Origin of the sequence: Haliscomenobacter sp. (genome assembly GCF_033763495.1) — a bacterium.
Classification (GTDB): domain Bacteria; phylum Bacteroidota; class Bacteroidia; order Chitinophagales; family Saprospiraceae; genus Haliscomenobacter.
Map to the genome: position 1 here is coordinate 21,549 of NZ_JANRKL010000216.1, position 21,226 is coordinate 42,774.

At 47.7% G+C, this 21,226-nt stretch carries 11 protein-coding genes; 9 read left to right on the plus strand and 2 right to left on the minus strand.

From position 1 onward, the window contains the following. Positions 1–14: 14 nt before the first annotated feature. The 7 genes from SFV55_RS25665 to SFV55_RS25695 all read left to right on the plus strand — a co-directional run bounded on the left by SFV55_RS25665 (position 15) and on the right by SFV55_RS25695 (position 15,233). Positions 15–3,485: a SusC/RagA family TonB-linked outer membrane protein gene (locus tag SFV55_RS25665; RefSeq protein WP_320032439.1), complete on the plus strand. Its 3,471-nt coding sequence runs from the start codon at positions 15–17 to the stop codon at positions 3,483–3,485. 11 nt (positions 3,486–3,496) lie between these two features. After that, a complete protein-coding gene (locus tag SFV55_RS25670; RefSeq protein ID WP_320032440.1) occupies positions 3,497–4,897 on the plus strand; it encodes a RagB/SusD family nutrient uptake outer membrane protein in 1,401 nt (466 codons plus the stop codon). A 130-nt stretch (positions 4,898–5,027) separates the two neighbouring features. Next, complete coding sequence (locus tag SFV55_RS25675; protein ID WP_320032441.1) at positions 5,028–5,948, plus strand: glycerophosphodiester phosphodiesterase family protein; 921 nt, start codon at positions 5,028–5,030, stop codon at positions 5,946–5,948. A 245-nt stretch (positions 5,949–6,193) separates the two neighbouring features. Next, positions 6,194–9,814, plus strand: coding sequence for a choice-of-anchor I family protein (locus SFV55_RS25680; protein WP_320032442.1), 3,621 nt, complete (start codon positions 6,194–6,196; stop codon positions 9,812–9,814). 213 nt (positions 9,815–10,027) lie between these two features. Further along, on the plus strand, positions 10,028–10,891 hold the full coding sequence (locus SFV55_RS25685; RefSeq protein ID WP_320032443.1) for an ABC transporter ATP-binding protein: 864 nt from the start codon (positions 10,028–10,030) through the stop codon (positions 10,889–10,891). Between the two features lie 12 nt (positions 10,892–10,903). Beyond that, on the plus strand, positions 10,904–14,500 hold the full coding sequence (locus SFV55_RS25690; protein WP_320032444.1) for a M1 family aminopeptidase: 3,597 nt from the start codon (positions 10,904–10,906) through the stop codon (positions 14,498–14,500). A gap of 151 nt (positions 14,501–14,651) precedes the next feature. After that, positions 14,652–15,233 carry a hypothetical protein gene (locus SFV55_RS25695; protein WP_320032445.1) on the plus strand — a complete coding sequence of 194 codons (582 nt, stop codon included), beginning with the start codon at positions 14,652–14,654 and terminating at the stop codon, positions 15,231–15,233. A 94-nt stretch (positions 15,234–15,327) separates the two neighbouring features. Here the strand turns inward: SFV55_RS25695 and SFV55_RS25700 are convergent, their stop codons facing one another. Beyond that, positions 15,328–15,810, minus strand: coding sequence for a hypothetical protein (locus SFV55_RS25700; RefSeq protein ID WP_320032446.1), 483 nt, complete (start codon positions 15,808–15,810; stop codon positions 15,328–15,330). Positions 15,811–15,815: 5 nt separating this feature from the next. Beyond that, on the minus strand, positions 15,816–17,135 hold the full coding sequence (locus tag SFV55_RS25705) for a caspase family protein (protein WP_320032447.1): 1,320 nt from the start codon (positions 17,133–17,135) through the stop codon (positions 15,816–15,818). Positions 17,136–17,430: 295 nt separating this feature from the next. Here SFV55_RS25705 and SFV55_RS25710 point away from each other — a divergent pair, with 295 nt between their 5' ends. Together SFV55_RS25710 and SFV55_RS25715 are read left to right on the plus strand one after the other, a co-directional pair. Then, entirely contained in the window at positions 17,431–18,594 is a 1,164-nt protein-coding gene (locus SFV55_RS25710) for an MFS transporter (RefSeq protein ID WP_320032448.1), read from the plus strand. 149 nt (positions 18,595–18,743) lie between these two features. Further along, complete coding sequence (locus SFV55_RS25715) at positions 18,744–21,224, plus strand: Plug domain-containing protein (RefSeq protein WP_320032449.1); 2,481 nt, start codon at positions 18,744–18,746, stop codon at positions 21,222–21,224. Positions 21,225–21,226: the final 2 nt, after the last annotated feature.

Genomic DNA, 21,226 nt, shown 5'->3' on the forward strand with positions numbered 1-21,226 from the left:
CAAATTTTACCATTATGAAAACAATGCTCACTATTCAAACCAGTTTAAAACGATGGAGAATACCATTGTTGCTGCTTTTTTCAACCTTTTATTTTATACCATCTGGCTGGGCCAATGCTCAAGAGGAGTCCTTTGTCAGACTAGATTTCAAGAATGTGCCCATTACCAAGGTTTTGGCAGAAATTGAACGCCAAACCGATTATTCTTTCACCTACAACAAAAAGCAAATAGCCAGTATCCGTGTGGAAAAAGTGGTATTCAGAAGCGAGCCCTTGAAAAATGTGCTGAGCTTTTTGGAAAAAACAGCCAACCTGGATTTTGTGGTAGTCAACAAGTTGATTGGGGTAAAAGTAAAAGCAATAAACGCCCCAAAGTCAACGAATGTGCCCATCCCTAAGGTCAACACAATTCCAACACCCGATGTGGAGGTAAGTGGCAGTGTTGCCGACGATAAAACCGGAGAACCTTTGGTGGGTGTTTCCATCTCGGTGAAACAAAGCGGGAATGGTACCTACTCCGATGCGGAGGGGAAATTCAAAATCCTGGTACCCGGTGTGGAAAGCACCATCCTGGTTTTTTCCTACGTGGGTTATGAAACTGTGGAGCTCAATTTTAGCCGCAACCAAAGCCTTGATGTCAAAATGAAGGAAAGTGCACTCCGATTGAATGAGGCGGTGGTGATTGGTTACGGCGAACAATCGAGGAGCAGGGTAACGGGAGCGGTTTCCAAGATTGACGGTACCGAACTGAATAAATATGCAGGCACCAGTTTTGAACAACAAATGACGGGCCGCATCGCCGGGGTACAGATCAACCAAGCCTCTGGCCAACCGGGCAAAGATGCCCAAGTGATTGTACGCGGAATTGGAACTTTGACCGCTGGGAATAAACCCTTAATCGTAGTGGATGGTTTCCCCCTCTCGGAAGGCACTCCCTTTAGTTCCATCAATCCGCAGGATATTGCCAGCATTGACATTCTTAAAGATGCCGCATCCGCTACCATCTACGGCTCTCGGGCGGCCAATGGCGTCATCATCATCACCACCCGCAAAGGGAAGATGGGGGCTCCAAAATTTGAACTGGATGTTTTCAGTGGATTCCAGGCACGAGGAGATAATGTAAAATTTGTAGATGCATACGATGCTGCCACTTTTTTCACCGAAGCCCGAGATTGGGGTTACGTGTCCAAAAACCCAAGCAAACGCAAAGAAAGTGATGACGCCGCTACCCGTTTGGCCAATGGCGCAAGCAAACGAGAGCTACGCCTCAACTACCTCCAACCTTACCTGGATCGTCAAGCCGGATTGACCAATACCAACTGGTTGGATGAAGTTTTCCGTACCGCCCCGATGAGTAGTTACAACCTGGCTGTTTCGGGAGGTTCCGAAAAAACGACCTATTACATTTCTGCCAATTATTTCGATCAGGAGGGCATCGTTGTAGGCTCAGATTTGGAACGCTACTCGGGGTCAATCAACATCCGCAGCAATTTTAGCAAACGAATGGAGTTTGGCTTGAACCTCAACCCCTCTTACATGAGCCAAAATTTCATCAAGGATGATGGCAATTGGAGCAACGACCCAGTTGCCACGGCTACGATTATGTATCCGTTCTTTGCACCCTACAAAGCGGATGGAACGCTGGCCATCAGTGAACAAATTCAAGCCAACCTTGCTGAAGATGGGGCTTTGAGTGAAAACCCGCTGGCACTGATGGCTAGGCTGAAAAACAAACGCTACAGCTTCCGAACCTTCGGAAATTCCTTTTTGAAACTTGAGTTGCTGCCCAAACTTTCCTACAAAATTCTTTTGGGCGGAGATTACCGCTCTACCTTTGAGGACGAATACGTACCAGGAGATGTGGGCGAATACCGAATTCCTGCGCCAAAACCTGCCCGGAGCACCGAATACAATGGCATCCGCAACAACTACCTGCTAGAACATACCTTGACGTACGCTCAAAAATTTGGCAAGCACAACCTTGACTTACTGGCTGGTTACACTTTCCAAAAAGAGTTGGGTAACCAAACCTCCATCACCGGGCAAGGTATCCCCGACGACAACATTACCAACATTGCCGGCGCCAGTACTTACTCCGTTTCGCCTTCCCGCTACATATGGACACAGATTTCTTATCTGGGACGCGCCCAGTATGCGTATGATGGCAAGTATTTATTGTCGGTAGCCTTGCGCAGAGATGGTTCTTCCCGCTTTGGGGCAGAATCAAAATGGGGTGTATTCCCTTCTGTTTCCGCTGGGTGGCTGTTGAACAAGGAAGGATTTCTTTCCGATTCCAAGTTGATCACCTATGCTAAACTGAGGGGAAGTTGGGGCAAAACGGGCAACAACCAAATCGGCTCATTCAGTTCTCAGGCGCTGGTACGAGGCAGCGATTATGTATTCGGCAACCAACTTGGAGCCGGTTTCGCTGTGGCTACTTCGCCCAATCCCAACTTATCCTGGGAAACCAACACCTCTTACAATTTTGGTTTAGACTTGGCGCTTTGGGATAAACTAACCATTTCAGCCAACTATTACCATTCCATCACCTCAGACTTGTTGCTGAACGTACCGGTACCCGAACAATCTGGCTTTAGTAGTTCCCTGCAAAACATTGGCGAGATTCAAAACACGGGCGTTGAACTGGAACTTGCTGGAAAAGGCATTCGCCTCGGGCAATTCACGCTTGAACCTTTTGGCAACATCACCACGAACAAAAACGAAGTATTGGCCTTGGCACCTGGCCAAACCCAAATCATTACAGGGCAGGGCAGTGCGTTCCGCACCAGAGTAGGTGGCCCCATTGCTGAACTATATGGTTACAAAGTAATAGGCGTCTTTAAAACGGCGGAGGAAATTAAAAGCCGCCCAGTTTTGCCTGGAACCCTTACTGGTGATTACATCATTGAGGATGTGAATGGTGACGGTGCCATTACTACCGCGGATCGAACTGGCTTTGGCACCTACAATCCAAAATTCATATTTGGTTTTGGCACCAACCTTGCCTACAAAAATTTTGAATTGAGCCTGGTGTTCAACGGGGTTGAAGGTCGTACGGTGCACACTTTTGATCAAGCATACATCACAGAAGTAGGAGAAGGCTTTGGTGTTCCTACCCAAAACTATTTCGACAACCGTTACCATCCGGTGAACAATCCAGATGGATTTTACGCTCAACCCAACCTGGGGAACTTCTCCGCAGCTCGCCGGGATTCCCGCGCCTCCAGTATCTACTTTGTCAATGGAGATTTTGTACGCCTGAGGACTGCTCAACTGTCTTACACCTTACCCAAGGCGGCTTTATCTAAGTTGCACCTATCTAACCTAAGGCTGTATGCAACAGGGAATAACCTGTTTACCATTACCAATTTCACCAATTTCAACCCTGAGGCCACTACTTCTGATAGCGTATTGACATCTGGTTACAGCCGTGGTGATTATCCGATTGCAAAATCTTTAATCTTTGGTATCCGTGCCAATTTCTAAATCAAACTGCCATGAAAAAAACACTATATCTCGCTCTATTTGCTACGCTGGTCATGACGGCTTGTACCGACGAGCTGTTTCAGGTGCCCATAACCGACAAAGAGTCTTCCAATTTTTTCAAAAGTGAGGTGGAAATTGAAGAAGCAGTAAATGGAGTCTACTCTACTTTACAATTTACTGGCTTGTACAATTTGTACATTCCTGCACTGGGCGAAATTTCGTCTGACGACGCCTTTGACGAAGTACCCGCCAACGACAATGGCATTTATGGAGAGTTGGACGAGTTCACTACTGTAACCTCCAATGCCTTGATCACCCGTACCTGGAAAGACAGCTATATTGGCATCCAATATGCCAACACCGTACTGAATCGAATTGAAGGCATCAGCTTTACCACTCCCGCTACCAAGAATGCCCGAATCGGAGAAATGCAGTTCATCCGGGCTTTACTCTATTTCAACCTGGTGCGTTTGTTTGGTGACGTTCCCCTGGTTATTGAAGAAACCAAAAATCCCAATGACTTTTTTGGCAAAGGTCGTACGCCGCTTGATCAGGTATACCAACAAATTATCAGTGATCTGACCAACGCCATCGCCAATCTGCCAGTTTCCACGACCCAACAAGGCCGGGTAATCAAAACAGCAGCACAAGCGCTTTTGGGCAAGGTATTACTCACTAGAAAAGACTACAATGGTGCAAAAACACAACTACAAGCCGTGGTGAGTAGCGGCAAGCACAGTTTGTTGGCAAAACCAGAAGAGATTTTCTCGATAAGCAACGAAAACAATGCCGAGATCATTTTTTCAGTACAATTTGCATCTGGCATCAATGGCAATACCGAGGGCAGTGCCGCTCACCAACAGTTCAGCCCCTCTGGCACCGTGAGTGGAGCCAAAGGCCACAATTTGCCCAGCAAACAATTGGTAGCCCTGTATGCGGCCAACGATTTGCGGAAAAACGCTTATGTGGGCACAACTTCCATTGGCACACCTTTTAGCAAAAAATTGGTAAAACCAACTACATCGCCTGCCGATGGAGCCAGTAATTTTGTGGTGCTGCGCTATGCCGATGTGTTGCTGATGTTAGCCGAAGTGGAAAACGAACTGAACAACACCTCCAGTGCCGCCACCTACCTCAATCAAGTACGCAAAAGGGCAGGGCTGGCAGATGCAACTGCCAGTAACCAGGCCGACCTTCGGACAGCAATAGAACTGGAGCGCCGCCTCGAATTCATTGGTGAGGGCCACCGTTGGTTTGATCTACTCCGTTATGGAAAGGCAGTCGAAGTGATGAACGAATGGTTCAAATCCGTGGGAAAATTGATCACCATCAACTCGAACCGCTTGCTGATGCCCATCCCACAGGGTCAAATTGATACCGACCCTGCAATCAAACAAAACCCTGGATATTAATTTTTAATCCTTCGCAGCAATTGAGTCCCTGGGAATGAGAAGAAAATAAGCTCAAAAGAGCGAAGCTAAATTGGCAACTTATTTTTTTCTCGTTCCCTGGCTCAGTTGCTGCGTTTTTTAACCCAAAGTCATGCAACAATTGCGTTTTTTCTACCTGATCATAGCTGCACTTTTGGTCACCGTCACTGTTTTTGGCCAAAGCCGAAAAACAAAAGCAGCAGAAATTCTGGAGCGGCTAAAAAAACCCAGCAAAGACTATGTCCTGGCCGTATCTCATCGCGGAGACTGGACGTATGCTCCCGAAAATTCGGTAGCTGCCGTACAAAGATGTATTGACCTGGGCATCGATATCGTAGAGATCGATGTTCAATTGACCAAAGATGGTCACCTGGTGCTGATGCACGACAAAACCGTGGACCGCACGACCAACGGTAAGGGCAAGGTAAGTGATCTGACCCTTGCAGAAATTAAAAACTTAAGGCTGAAAAATGCCGCTGGGGTTCAGTGGACCCGCCAACAAGTACCAACTCTGGAAGAAATCATGACTTTGACCAAAGACAAAATCATGGTGAATGTAGACAAAACCGAATCCGTCATGTTACGGGAGGCTTACCAGGTATTGGTAAAGACAGGTACAGTGCAGCAAGCCATCCTAAAAGGGAATGACCCGATTGAGGTGATGCGAAGCAAATTCGGCAACTTGATGGATTCCATCATCTACATGCCCAAGGTATGGTACAGCTTGCCTGATATTCCCGGCTACATCAAAAATTACAATGACAGTATCCACCCGCCCATTTATGAAATGATTTTTGACAGCACGACATCGCCAGTTTTTGCGGCCATCAAAGACATGAATCGGTATAAAACTACTGTTTTAGCCATCGCGCTTTGGGATGCGCTCTGTGCAGGACATACCGATGAAATGGTTTTACTGGAGGGTCCGGATGCGGCATGGGGCTGGCTGGTTAAAAATGGTGCCAATGCAATCATGACCGATCGACCCGCAGAATTGTTGGCGTACTTGAGAAAAAAGGGCCTGCATCCGTGATTGCAAAGCATCGAATTTACAACTCAACGTAGTAATTTCACAGTAGCCAAGGGACGCAGAAAAATAGTTTGTAAACCCTTTTTGTTAATTTTGAGTAAATCCAATGTGTATTGATTATTAAATCCTTGTTCTTGCCTCCTACTGGCAAACAGCCTCCATATTTTTTAAGTTTCTTTGTTATACCCTAATGACAAATCACCACTGAATAAGAACTCTGAATTATTTCCCAACCAATCCGAGTCGATATGTTTAAAATTGTACGCAATCTATTTGCCTTGGGGTTACTCCTGGTCAATTGCTGGCTGATGGCGCAAAACCCCGGTGACCTTGCTGTCATTGGTTTCAACGCAGATGGCAACGACGATTTGGCCATCGTCGCGCTGGCTGAACTGCCAGCGAACACTACCATTTACTTGCGAGATGATGAATGGGGCGGGGCGGCCTTCCGCGATGCTGCTGAAAGTTCATATGCCTGGAATACAGGAACTGCGGTAATCCCCGCTGGTACGGTAATTGTTTTCTCCGACATCACCAATGGCCCGACCACCAACGTAGGTACAATTGTGCCCGTAAATGCCAACAACCGTGGTGTTGGTGCTAGCGACGAAGCCATCTTCTTTTACCTGGGTACGGATGTCAATACGCCCACCAGGTTTTTGTTTGCAGTATCCAACGGAACAGTAGCTGCGGCGATGGGTACATTGGACGGTACTGGCTTGGTAGCGGGTAACACTGCCCTGGTTTTGAGGTCAGGAACCGATATTGGCCAATACAAGGGGCCACGCACCGGTACCAACAAAGAAGGCTACCTGGCAGCCATCAACGATGTAATGGTAAACTGGGATCTGCAGGATGCCTCCGGCGATCAAACTGCGGATAATACAGCTCCAGACTTACCTTTCAATGCCACGCCATTTGTACTAGGTGCCGCTGGTGCGGATACCAACCCACCAGTAGTGACTTCAGCAAATTTGGTGAATGGTACAACAATCGATGTATTGGTGAATGAAGGCATTACCCGTGCATCGGCTACCAATTCGGCAAATTATGTTTTAACCCCCACACTGAGCATCAACAACATTACCTATGATTCAGTTGGCCGTAAAATCACCCTCACTACTGCCAGTACGCTGAGCAATGGAGTGACTTATCGTCTGAGTGTCAATGGCCTGGTTGACTTGGCCCCTGCGGCAAATACCATGAGCATTGCTTACACCTCTGGTCCTCTACTTTGGAACACTTACACCGGGCAGGATTTGGTCATCACCGAAATCATGTACAATGCTGGCTCAGGTGCGGATTCGCTAGAATTCATTGAAATTTACAATAAAGGCAATGCGACCATTTCGCTGGGAGGCTTGCGCATTTCGCGTAGTATTACTGGCGTAATTGCTGAGCAAAATCTCGCGGCTAAAGGGGTATTTCTGATTGCCGGCGACTCGCTCCGCGCAGGTCGTTTTTACGGAAAAAAATTCCAACAATGGGCGAGTGGTTTCCTGGGCAATGGTGGTGCAGCTATTGTAATCAGCAATTCCCTGGGTGCCATTGTGGATACCGTAAATTATGACGATGCGGCACCTTGGCCTACTGCTCCTGATGGAACCGGGCCATCGCTGGAACTCATTGATGCTGCGACCGACAATAATGTAGGAACCAACTGGCGGGCTTCCACTACTGCCACGGGCAAAACCTACAACAACGTTGCCATCTCCGCTTCTCCGGGCGTGTTCAATACGCCTACTGCTGCTACGGTGAACTTCAGTGTACGCAGCCAAAGTGTGGTCGAGACATCCAATAGTGTCACCGTAACTTTGTCACTGTCAGGCACTGGTTCCACAGCGGGAACAATTGAAGCTTATGTTTCTTCTGGTTCAGCCCAAAAAGGCACTGATTACACCTTTAACGACACGACCCTCACCATCCCGCCTGGTACAGTGGCTACGCCCATTACCTTCAGCATCAAGATAAACAATGATGATTTGGAAGAAAGTGATGAATACTTCGTCTTGCGCTTCCGCAATGCACAAGGGGTTCAGTTGGCTGCGGGCGCAGCACAAGTGGTGTATATCCGCGACAATGATACCAAAGCCCCTGTGGCTACTGATAGTTTGGAATTGCAACTGTTGTCCAGCTTCCGCAATACCGGGGGATCTTCGGAAATTGTAGCTTTTGACCCCGGCAGCAAAAGAATTTTTATTGCCAACTCTGTTGCTGGCCGAATCGACATCGTTGACATCGCCAATCCTGCATCGCCAAAAACCATTCGTCAGGTTTCGGTTACTGCGCTGGGTGGCATCAACAGCATTGCCGCTAAAAACGGATTGATTGCTGCCGCAATTGAGTCTAGTGTTGTGGACGGCAACGGGAAAGTGATCTTTATTGATACAGCTGGCGCCATTCTCAAAGAAGTAAGTGTAGGTGTATTGCCTGACCACATTGGCTTTTCTCCAGATGGGAAATTTGTGTTGACCGCCAATGAAGGCCAACCTTCTGATGATTACAGCAAAGACCCAGAGGGAACCATCAGCATTATTGATATCAGTGGGGGCATTGCGACTTTGGATCAATCCAAGGTAAGCGCAGTAGGTTTTGCCGACCTAAATCCTTTCCTGGGTGTTTATCGCCAGGCAGGCTTGCGCGTATTTGGAGTAAAAACCGGCCAGGCAGGCGGAAGTACCCTGGCTCAGGATTTAGAGCCCGAGTACATTACCTTCAGCCCCGATTCGAAAACGGCGTATGTGACTTTACAAGAAAACAATGCCGTGGCTGCCATCGATTTGACGACCAAACAATTGGCCACCATTCAAGGCTTGCCCGCTTTGCGTCCATTGGGCTTCAAAAACCACAATACCCTAGGCAATGGCTTGGATGCCAGTGATCAGAGTGCGGGGGCGAACCTGGCTAACTTGCCGGTTTATGGCGTTTATATGCCCGACGCGATTGCTTCCTTTACCGCAGGAGGTAAGAACTACCTGATCACTGCCAACGAAGGTGATGCCCGGGAATACAGCGCTTTGACTGAAGAGACGACCATCAAAGGTATCCGCTTGGAACCTACTGTTTTCCCGGACTCCAATGACTTGAGACTGGATCACTTGTTGGGCCGCCTTGCAATAACTGGTGCTAGTGGAGATTTGGATGGTGATGGTGACTACGATCAAATTCACGTTTTGGGCGCCCGTTCCATTACCATATGGGATGACCAAGGGGCATTGGTTTGGGACAGTGGTGATCAATTGGAGCGCATTACCCGTGACCACCCATTCTATGGTCAAATGTTCAATGCCAACAATGGGACTTCAGCGGCTGCAAAAAACCGCAGTGACAATAAAGGCCCCGAGCCAGAGGGAGTTGCCACAGCAGTGATCAACAATAAGCCATATGCCTTTATTGCCCTGGAGCGAATTGGTGGTGTAATGGTCTATGACCTCAGTAACCCACTGGCGCCTAAATTTGTTACTTACGCCAACAACCGCGCTTTTCCTGCCAACAATGCTACCGATGACCGTGGTTCAGAAGGTATCATTTTTGTCAGTGACAAAGAAAGCCCCAACGGCAAAGCCCTGGTATTGGTGGCCAATGAAACCAGCAACTCGGTGAGCATTTTCCAGGTGAATGACAAAACCAGAGTAACAACCAGTACCAAAGACCTGGCTCGTCCAGCGGTAAGTTTCAAGGTTTACCCGAATCCAGCACAGGATCACTTGTACTTCAGCAAAGTATTGAGTGGCAATGTGTACAACACGCTGGGGCAGTGGGTGCGCCGTTTCCAAAAGGTAGATCAAATTGACCTGCATGGTTTCGAGCGCGGCATGTACGTGCTGCAAGCGGACAATGGCGAGGCGATTCGGTTTATTGTGGAGTAATTTTCTAATGAATTGACTTAATATCTAATATTCAGGAGAGCTGGCTGATTTTTCAACCAGCTCTTTTTTATTCATTAATAGCTCATATTCGAGCTTTTGTATAAAAAATACCTCCATTTGAGCCAAGCATTACTATTCTTGGGTTCAATTTATTCACTTGCACTAACTTAGTGCAGCTTCACATATACCCTAACACCTTTATCGAATTGGCTTATGGAGTTATCTATCCAAAATCTATCCAAAACCTATCCAAACGGTGTGCAAGCGCTCAAAAACGTGAGCCTGCATATTCCTACTGGCATGTACGGCCTCCTAGGACCCAACGGCGCTGGAAAAAGTACCCTCATGCGCACCCTGGCCACGCTGCAAGACGCAGACAGCGGAACTGCCAACCTCGGCGACATTGATGTACTCAAAGACAAAGACGCGGTACGCCGGGTACTGGGCTATTTGCCTCAAGAGTTTGGTGTATACCCTCGCATGTCAGCACTCGATATGCTGGACCACTTTGCAACCTTGAAAGGAATACCTGGCAATCAACGCAAAGAAGTGGTACAAACCTTGCTGAACCGGGTCAATCTCTGGGATCACCGCAAAAAAGCAGTAAGTAGCTACTCTGGCGGGATGCGCCAACGCTTTGGCATTGCCCAGGCCTTGATTGGTGACCCCAAATTGATCATTGTAGACGAACCTACCGCGGGCCTCGACCCCGGTGAGCGGAATCGATTTTACAACCTCTTGTCTGAAATTGGCGAAAACGTGATCGTCATCCTCTCTACCCACATTGTGGAGGATGTACGTGAGCTTTGTTCCAATATGGCCATCATCAATGGTGGCGAGGTGAAATACGCAGGGATACCTGATGCAGCGTTGGGCGAATTGGGCGGCAAAATTTGGGAAAAAATCATCCTGAAAGCCGAACTAAATGATTACGAAAAGAACTTCAAAGTGATCTCCAGCAAATTGGTAGCGGGTAAACCCATCATCCACATTTTCAGCGAGGATGACCCTGGTGAGGGGTTCCAGCCTGCTGAGCCAGGCTTGGAGGACGTGTTTTTTTCAAAAATTAAACACTAAAACTCCAATTGTATGCTCTTCACTTTTTTAAAATTCGAATTAAAATCCTGGTTGCGTGCACCCATGCCCTGGATTTTCCTCTTCATATTCGCGTTGATGACCTTTTTTGCAACGGTTACCGATCAGGTACAGATTGGCGGCAGTTTTGGCAACATTTGGAAAAATGCACCTTTTGTCACCCAAAACTGGTATGGCGTATTCAGCATTCTTTCGCTTTTGTTGATTACTGCTTTTTTAAATACCGCTGCCATCCGCGATTTTGAAAACAATACGGCTCAAATCGTATTTGCTTCACCAGTCCAAAAAATGGGTTATTTCTTTGGCCACTTTTTTGGAGCGCTACTGGTTTGTTTGATTCCAATGTTAGGCATCTCGCTGGGCATGTGGCTTGGCGTGGGGGTCAATTCATTCACCCATTGGCTCGATCTGGAGCGTTACGGGCCTTTTGAAATTCAAAGCCACATCAATTCCTATCTAGCCATCGTCATTCCCAATATGATTTTTGCGGGGAGTATCCTTTTTACGGTTGCCGCGCTCACGCGTAGCACCATGTACTCCTTCATTTCGGCGATGGTTTTGTTGGTGGGGTATATTGTTGCGGGGAACTTGATCCGGGACATCGAAAACGAAAGCCTTTCGGCCATGCTTGATCCCTTTGGATTCAGAGCACTGTCCCTGGTCACCAAATATTGGACAGTAGAAGAAAAGAACCATCTGTCGGTAAGTGTATTACATCCCCTGATGTTGGGCAACCGCCTGCTGTGGATGGGGATCGGTTTGCTGGTACTTTTTTTGGGTTACTTGCGCTTTAGTTTTGCAGAAAGAGCCAAGAAGGTCAGTAAAAAACGCAGCACCAAGGTCGAAGAAGAACCCTACGGTCTCCAGCAATTGGGCGAAATGGCCACCGTCAAACCTGCCACTGGATTGAGCATTACCCTGGCCCAGTTCCGCAGTCAGTTGAAAGCCAATTTTTGGGGCGTGGTCAAAAGTACCCCGTTTATCCTCTTGGCATTCATTGGTTTGATGAACACCATTCCTAGTATGCAGTTTGCTACGGAGGGTTACGGTACCCACAACTTACCAGTGACCTATACCATGGTGGACATCATTCGAGGTTCTTTTTACATGTTTGTCATTGCCATTGTTGCCTATTTCACGGGAGCACTGGTGTGGAAAGAGCGCAACGCCAAGGTCAATGAGATTTACGACGCCATGCCAACGCGCAACTGGACCGACTTTTTGTCCAAACTCATCACCATCGTTGGGGTAGTGGCGATTTTGATCAGTGTGTGTATCCTGGCCGCTGTCGCAGCACAGGCTTTGAATGGGTTCAACCGCTTCGATTTAGGAGTTTATGTGCGCGAACTGCTGGTATTGGACTTGTTGAGCTTTGCAACCATTGCTGTTTTGTTCCTTCTGGTGCACACACTGGCTCCCAACATGTACCTCGGTTTTTTCATCTGCATTGTGGTCATCATTGTGAACTCCTTTATTTGGGGAGCCCTGCGCATTGAGAGCAACATGGTGCAGTTTGGCGCTACGCCCGGGTACACAGTTTCGGATTTGTACGGGTACAAACCTTATGCGACCGGGCTATTTTGGTTCAACACCTACTGGGCCTTATTCAGCGCCATTTTGGCCGTAGCCGCGGTGTGTTTTTGGCCTCGCGGCAAAGAAAGTGGCTGGCGCAAACGTTTCAAACTGGCTGCATTGGAATGGCGATCTTACCGCTGGGCGGGTTTTGGCGCCATTGCCTTATGGGGCTTCAGTGCTGCCTGGGTGTTTTACAACACTTTGGTTTTGAATTCTTTCAAAAACAGCAAGCAAGTTGAAAAACTGACCGTGCGTTATGAAAAGGATTACAAAAAATACGAAGGCAAAGCCCAACCGCGCATTTATGCAGTGAAGTACGACATCCAGATTTTCCCGGAAACCCGCAACATCGACGCCAAAGCTCAAATGTGGGTGCGCAACCTGCACCCTAAAGCCATTGATACCTTATTGGTGCAAGTTCCGAGACAAATCAAGTTCAACTTGACGAGCCCAAGACTGAAACTGCTCAAGGACGATAAGGATGTTTATTTCCGGATTTACCGCCTGCAACCTGCTCTGCAACCCGGCGACTCTCTGCGTTTGGATTTCAGTTCCATATACCAAAGCAAGGGTTTTGAAAATGAAATGAGCGTGCAACAGGTTATGCAAAACGGTACATTTTTTAACAATTTTGACATTGCACCCCGCCTGGGTTACCAACCAGATGGCGAGATGACCGATAAAAACCGTCGGAAAAAGTTCAAATTGCCCGAAAAGACCCGGGCCCCCAAGCTCAACCGCGCGGATACCATCGCCCGGGGCAATTCCTACCTGGGTAATGATGCAGACTGGGTCAATGTAAAAACGGTGATCAGTACCTCAGCCGATCAAATCGCCATTGCCCCGGGCTCCCTGCAAAAGGAATGGATAGAAAACGGGCGGCGTTATTTCCAGTACAAACTCGATCACGAAAGTTTCAACTTTTACTCCTTCATGTCGGCACGATACGAAGTCGCCCGCAAAAAATGGAAGGGAATCGATCTGGAGGTGTATTATCACAAAGACCACAAGGACAATGTGGATCGTATGCTCAAGTCGATGCAAAAATCGCTGGAGTATTACACGACGAACTTCGGGCCTTATTTCCACAAGCAATGCCGCATCATCGAGTTTCCGCGTTATGCCGATTTCGCCCAGGCTTTCCCGGGCACTATGCCTTATTCCGAGGGTATTGGTTTTATTGAGGATTACCGCGCAGACAAGGACGACATCGATATGGTCTTTTACGTAGTCGCGCACGAAATGGGGCACCAATGGTGGGCCCACCAAGAGTGCGGCGCTTACATGCAAGGCAGTGAAATGACGGTGGAAACCTTTGCCCAATACAGCGCCCTCATGGTGATGGAAAAGGAATATGGCCGCGACATCATGCGCAAGTTTCTGGAATACGAAGCGGATCGTTACCTGCGCGGGCGCGGGGCGGAGCGTTTGCAAGAACTTCCGTTGGCGCGTTCCGAAAACCAGGGCTACATCCACTACAACAAAGGCTCTCTGGTGATGTATTACCTGAAAGAAATGATCGGTGAAGAAAAAGTCAATCAAGGCCTGCGCGACTTTTTGAACAAGTTCCGCTATGCGCCGCCACCCTTCCCGGTTTCCACTGATGTAGTGGACGAGTTTTACAAACAAACACCGGATTCGCTCAAGTACATCATCAAGGACCTGTTTTGGGACATCACCCTCTTTGAAAACCGCACCACCGAGGCAAGTATCAAAGAACTGGGTAAAGACAAATACCAGGTCACCCTGAAGGTAGAATCACGCAAACTAAAGGCCGACGCACTGGGCAAGGAAAAAGAAGAAAAGGTAGCCGACTGGATGGAAATCGGGGCTTTTGCCAAACCTGAAAAAGGTAAGAAGTACGGCAAAACCCTATACCGCAAGCGGGTTTTCATCAACAAAAAGGACAATACCTTTACTTTCGAAGTCCAAGGCAAGCCGGAAAAGGCGGGCATTGATCCGTTCACCTTATTGGTGGATCGGAACCCCGAGGACAACATGCGGGATGTGAAGTAAATCACGCACTCATCAGGGCATAAACTTTGACCTTTCTGGCAAGTTTATGCCCTGATTTTTTATAAAAATTCACCCAAATGGGTGAGGCGCACCCCGTATTTATACCCACAATATTGTAGTGAATACAAACCCATTAAAATTCACTACAATCATGAATGCCAAATCCTATTTATCCCTGACAATCTGCGCCTTTTTATTGCTTATTGGCAGCTTTGCCTGTAAAAAGGCCGACCCCTGTGAGTCAACAACTTGCCTGAATGGCGGCACCTGTGATTCCGGCGACTGCAACTGCACCGAACGCTGGAGTGGAGAGACCTGTGGTACCCAAAAAACACCCAAGTCCATTAAATTCACCAAGCTGGAACTGACCAAGTACCCCGCCAAAACGACAACTAACGGAAATTGGGATCCTTCCGATGGACCTGATGTGTACATGAAAATTTACAAAGGCACTACTTTGATCTGGACCGGGCCAGTTTTTCCCTTACCACTCGATCCCGTTTCTGGGCAAAACCCGGTATTTTTTCCTGCCACCAAGCCTGAATTGACCAGCCCACTGGAGGAATACACCATCGAACTTTGGGACAAGGATACCGCTCCTGATTCTGACGATTTTATGGGTGGTTTGAAGTTTAAAGCGTACAATGAAACCAATAATTTCCCGAAAAGCTTGCGAATTGAATGTACAGGGTGCAGTACCGGCTATAAGGTGGATCTGGACTATACTTTTTAAAAATTACCTTTAGAAGTAATGAATCACATCCAAAACACCTGATGTGGATATTTGGTAGGTAGAGACACACAACCGTGCGTCTCTACCTGTCACTCTATTTAATCAGCGGTTTACTTACAATCTTTTGGATCGCTGCCTCCAAATTGTTCTCCTGCGTCAATTCCAGGCTCCTTTCTTTGGCTCCTGATGCAAAAATCATCCTTGCTTTCCCACAAGGTGCCGGACTAATCACCATGGTTACCCGATCCTTTCCTTTGCTGAAACGCAGGGCGTATTTGGCCATGAAAGGGCAATTTTTGACATTGATCAGGTCAAAATTTTTGACATCAACCGCAGCAAGGGTTAATGCCGTTGCTTCAGCCGGGTCCGTTGGAATAAACTCACTTACCTTATAATCGGCTACGTAAGTGGCGTCCAGGGTTTGTTCCTGAGCAGCCGTTGGAAAGGCTTCAACTGCAAAAAGTTCAACCTTGTCCGAGGTTTTTAACAAATTCACAAAGTCGCCTAGGGCTTTGGAACTGCAGGATTTACTGCCCAACAGAACTACACTCAACAAGCACATGAATAGTTTTGGCATCAGCATTAGTTTTTCGGCGTAACGTCGTAATGATAAATTCCGTTTTGTAAGGTGCAATTGCTGCATACCCCTTTGGAGGACTTTCTGCGTGCTCCACTTACCGTATTGTTGATTAAATCGCGCCAGTCGGCAGGGTCCTCGCGCATGTAGCTGATCTCTTCCCGCAAGGATTGTAAAAAACTCACCGTGAAAAAGCCCCCATTGGCATTATTGGCCCAGGACACTTCTCCAGGACTGGCCGCGGTAGCCAACAAATTACCCTTGGTGTTCATAAAGAGGGCCCGCAATTTGTCGTCATTGTAATTGTTGTTCGCTTGCATGGCCAGGAACTCACTGCCCGTAAGTGGGCTAGGTATATCGATGGTCGAATTGCAACAATCCCCCAACACGATGTTCAAACGCCCTCCTTTACCCTTGATGGTTTTGAAAACGTAATCCAGGTCGAGTGCAGTATTTTCCCCAATACGGGTATAGGGCGAACTGCGCATATCCAACTGGGGCCAGGCACCTTGCTGATTGTTCCACCGGAAACCGTGACCACGATAAACAAAAATCACGATGTCGTTGCTGCCAGGGTATAAACCATTCAAGGTATTCTGCACAGCAGCTTTGGTGAAATTGTCTCCATTGACCAAGTACTGTTTGTAACTGATGCCCAGGGACGAAGCAATACCTTTAAACTCGGCAGTCAAAGACGATTGATCCCGGGAACAGCTCATGCCAATGTCTCCAATGCTGGTGTTGGCAGCGATGATCAGGTGTAGGGTGGTACCAGTTGTATTGGTATTGACATTGGGCTTGAGGCGCAGTGTACTCAAGTCGATGCCAAACATCTTGCGCAAAGCCAGGTAGTCGGGCTCGTTAGAGGAATAAAATTCACGGAGATATGCGTCGTTAATTTCCTGTTTCGTCAGTGCTTTGAAGGAATCAGCGTGTAACAATTTCGAGGTGTCATTCGGGTCGTCGGTCAGGTAGGGCTTATCCATGTCCTGTAGGAAGATGATATGGTCGGGGTTGTAGCCGTACTGACCTGCCGCGGTAATGAATTTGGGGTTGGACCCCAGAAGCACCAGGTATTCGCTGCCATCCGTTTTGCCATGTTCAGATTTGTAATCAACGTTCACCACTTTGTACATGTTTTCGGCGTTGTACGCTACGCGCATGTACATTTTGCTGTCGTTAAAAATGACCAGAAGTCCTTTGTATTTGACATTCAGTTTGTCGGTAAATTTGATCTCGAACAGGTCTTGTGCGGGTAGTAAATGGGCAGCAAAGCACAATACTGCCAAAATGGTTAATGCCCGGGTTAAGCATTGTTTTCTCATATTGTCACGGTTTTAATGAGCTGGAATCATCAGCTGACGCCAAACAGCAGAAAGATATTGCTTTGTTTTTCAAGGTATAACTTTTTTTTAAGAAAAATTATGCCCAAAAGGGAGACAAGATCAATACAGCGTCGAAAGCGGTCAATAAAGTGGTGGGGGAGTTATCGAATGCTTGCGTAACTTTGCAAGCGAATAGCGAAAAGCGAATAGCAATCACAGCATTAGCTTTTCACCATTCAAAGCTAATGCTGTAAATTTATCGCATTTAGCTATTCGCTATTAACTTTTCGCAACTATGACTGCGCACCTCCGACTCTTTTTCAACCACAGCACCAGCCGGGCCATTGGTTTAGTTTTTGCGATGCAAGGTATATTGTTTGGTACCTGGTCATCCATGATTCCCTTTATCAAGCAAAAATTTCAACTGGATGATGCCCAACTGGGTTTGTTGTTACTGGCCTTACCTGTGGGCGTCACCATTATGAACCCCATTTCGGTTGGTATTTTGCACCGGATGGGCACAGTAAGAGCTACCCTATTGGCCCGAACTTTAGGTGCCCTGTTTTTTGTAATCCCTTTTTTAATGCCCAATGTTTGGACGGTGGCAGCAGCCTTGATATTGTTGGGGACAACTTTTTCCACAACCAATGTTTCAATGAATACTGCGGCTACTTCCCTTGAAAATGTGGAAGGCATCCGCATCATGGCCACCTGTCACGCCTTGTGGTCAAGCGGTGCCATGCTTGGTTCGGCCATTGGTGCTACCGCGGTGGGAATGGGTGTCCATCCGGTTACCCATGTAATGCTGGTCGGCTCGGTATTACTTTTGTCAACCCTATTGATTTATCAAGCCTTTCAGAGGGTACCCAGCGAAGTAACAGTCAGCAAAAGCAATGGGCCACGCCCCAAATTCAAAATGCCAAGTGCAGCACTCTGGGGCCTGATTGCCATTAGTTTGTGTACCAACCTCACGGAGGGCACCATGGCCGATTGGTCGGCTGTATATATGCGTGAAATTGTACAAGCTCCTGCAGCTTTGTGGGGATGGGGCTTTGCAGCCTATGCCTTTTTTATGGCCATGACTCGTTTTACGGGAGATGCCATCCTGAAAAATTATGGAGGCGGTCCGGTTTTGAGAGTGGGTGGTATGATTGCGGCAAGTGGATTACTGCTGGCTATTTTATTGCCTTACACCCTTACGACCTTGATTGGTTTTGCGATGGTGGGAGCTGGGGTTTCTTTGGGTGCTCCAGTGTTGTATAGCGCAGCGGCCAAAGTGCCAGGTATGGCACCTGGAGCGGGTTTGGCCACGATGAACACTTTTGCGATGGTCGGGTTTCTGGGCGGCCCTGCTGTGATTGGCTTCATTGCCAAGGCATTTAGTTTGCCAGTAGCTCTGGGTGTAGTGGTAATGATGGGTTGTGTATGGATCTGGCGGGCTGGGTATTTGAAAGCCTGAAAAGCGGTTTAAAATCCTAATGTGTTTGTTTTCAATTTTTTATATAATAAAATGTTGTCTCCTGACAATCCCTTTCTTTTTAATTTATAACAAAAAAAAAGCGCCTAAATTTAACATCATTACACCCACTAAAATCCTAGCACTGTCAAATGAAGCACCTGACCCACCTCCCTGCTTTTGCTTTTATATTATTGCCTTTTTCCTGGCTTTTCTGGCCTCCGGTAACTGCTGATCGCATTCAGGCTCAGCTTGTCAAATACCAAAACAAATACCCCAGTGAAAAGGCCTACCTGCACACCGACAAACCCCACTATGCTCTGGGCGAAAACATTTGGTTCACTACTTACCTTACTGCGGGGGCAGAACATTTGCCTTCTTTGGTCAGTAACCTGGTTTATGTTGAATTGATCGGACCGGATTTAACCCGTAAGGCCAGTCGTTACATCGGCATCCAGGATGGGGTAGGCAATGGTGATTTTGATACAGAGCGCGACTGGCCCGAAGGCAAATATCTCCTGCGGGCCTATACGAACTACATGCGGAACTTTGATTCCTGCTTTTTCTTTCAGCGAGAGTTTTTGTTGCTCAAACCCAGAACAGAAACCATACCATCCATATCAGGAACGCCCAAAAGCATCAGTGATTTCAGTGTACAATTTATGCCCGAAGGGGGGGATTTGGTCAATGGCTTGAGTTCCCAGATTGGGGTAAAAGCAGTAAGTAATTTGGGAACGGGAATCCAGTTTGAAGGCAAAATCCTCGACGATCAGGGCACCCAGGTTGCAGTGTTCAAAACCTATCGCTTTGGCTTGGGCGCCTTTTCTTTTACCCCCCAAAGCGGTAAAAAATACCATGCAGAACTCAATGTTCAAGGCATCCAGAAAAAAATCCCTTTACCTGCTGCCCAGGAACTGGGCTACACCTTACAAATTACCCAACGTCCACCGAATCAATTGTTGATTAACGTGCGGAGCAACATCCCAAATGGGTTAAAAGATGCGGTAATCCTGGGGCATTTGCGGGGCCAGACCATTTTTAGTTTCAGCAACACCGAAGGTTTGGAAAAACTCAGCCTCACCATCCCCAGCGACTCGATTCCCGAAGGCATCGCTCAATTCACCCTCTTTAGCAGCAAGGGTGAACCTCTTTGTGAACGCCTCGTTTTTGTGGATAATCCTCGGGAAAGAGCCCGCTTGAACATCAGTACAGACAAAAGTACTTATGCTGCACGGCAAAAAGTCAGTGTAACCTTGGAACTCAAAGACCAGGCGGGCAATCCCCTTAAAGCCATGGTTTCAGCAACGGTCACCGACAAACAAAGTGTGTATTGGGCCAAATATGGTCAGGACATTCGCTCCTACCTCCTCTTGCAAGCCGACTTACCTGGGCATATCGAAGACCCAGGCTATTTTTTTGTAGAAGAAAATGCCACCCGAAGACAGCTGCTCGACATGTTGATGCTGACTCAGGGCTGGCGACGCTTTACCTGGAAACAAGTGTTACAAGAAAATTTACCCGATCTGGCCTGGTTGCCAGAGCAAGGTTTTACGATTAGTGGCCAAACGACCAAACTCGATCAGCCCAACAAACCCGTTGCGGCTGATTTGATGGTCGTAGCAATGGAAAAGGGGATATCCCAGCAGGTCAGTTCTGGCCCGGATGGGCGTTTTGCCATTGCAGGTTTTCCCTTTGTCGACAGTACCCAAGTGGTGATACAGGGCGCTAAACCCAACGGCAGTACTGCCAAAAAAAGCAAAAACAGCGATGGCAATCAACAAGGCGTAAGTGGCAATCGCGACATCAAAATCCGGCTGGATGCTGACAATCCGCCCCCCATTGATCCTCAGGTAGGTTTTGCTTTACCATTCAGCACAGATGCTTCCCAGCAGAAAAGTTTTTTAGCTGACAGTAAAAAACTGGCCGATTTGGATTCTTTGTTCCCTGGCATCTGGAAGCTGAGTTTGGCCGAATTTGAAGTCAAAGGCAAACGGACAAAAAATCCATACGGGGTACCAGACATACCCTATCGGGCGCCCCTCGATCGCATGATCATTGATTCTGTTCCGGGCAAATCCACGGCTTTGAGTGTTTTTGACTTCCTGCGGCGGATTCCTGGTGCTCAAGTGGTGGGTACCTTCCCCAATCAGTCGGTGGTTTTGCGTGGAATCAACAGTTTGAGTGGCCCTGCACAGGCTTTGTTTGTACTGGATGGTACCATTGTGGATGCCAGCACTTTGTCGACAGTTCCGGTGTCCAATATCGCTTTTGTAGATGTACTCAAAGGGGGGCAAGCCGCCATGTTTGGAAACCGGGGCATCAACGGAGTCGTAGCAGTGTACACCAAACGCACCGGCAACCAGCCTGCGCAGTACGATGTCAATGGCATCATCAATTTCAAACACCCTGGGTTTTACAAAGCCCGCGAGTTTTATGCTCCACAATACGACCAGAAAAAACCCGAACACGACCGCCCCGATTACCGCACAACGCTACATTGGGCTCCGATAATCGAAACGGACCAGGCCGGGAAAGCCACCTTTAGTTTTTTCACCAATGATAAAGCTGGGGCTTTTGAAATTTTGGTGCAAGGAATGACTACAAAAGGGATTCCGGTGAGTGGGCGGTATTGAGA